This window comes from Bacillus sp. SIMBA_154, from assembly GCF_046536015.1.
Taxonomy (GTDB): domain Bacteria; phylum Bacillota; class Bacilli; order Bacillales; family Bacillaceae; genus Bacillus; species Bacillus pumilus_P.
Genome location: NZ_JAWJBV010000341.1, coordinates 1 through 265, shown reverse-complemented (window position 1 = coordinate 265; position 265 = coordinate 1). Strand labels below are relative to the sequence as shown.

Here is a 265-nt window from a genome sequence, read left to right as displayed (position 1 = left end):
ACTAAGGCTTGCATAGAACCTACGCTTTTATGATGTGTTGGTTCGTCATTAGCTGACTTGTCTTCTATTTCAGTTTTGGCTTGTGCTAGTTGGTTTTCAAGTTCGGCTACTTTGTCCTGTGCTTTGTTACGATAAGTAGTAAGCTGCGCTACTTGCTCCTGAAGTTCATTAATAATTTGTTTGTCACTCTTAAATCCTGTTTTTCGCTGTGGAAGCTCTCCCCTTGATGCCATTGTAATAAGCTTATGAAAGTTATGAGCTTGTG

The 265-nt window shown here is 39.6% G+C and carries 1 protein-coding gene; it reads right to left on the bottom strand.

What is annotated here, in order from left to right:
- On the bottom strand, positions 1-265 hold a 265-nt coding region (locus tag R0K30_RS22295; RefSeq protein WP_410613061.1), incomplete at both ends, for a hypothetical protein.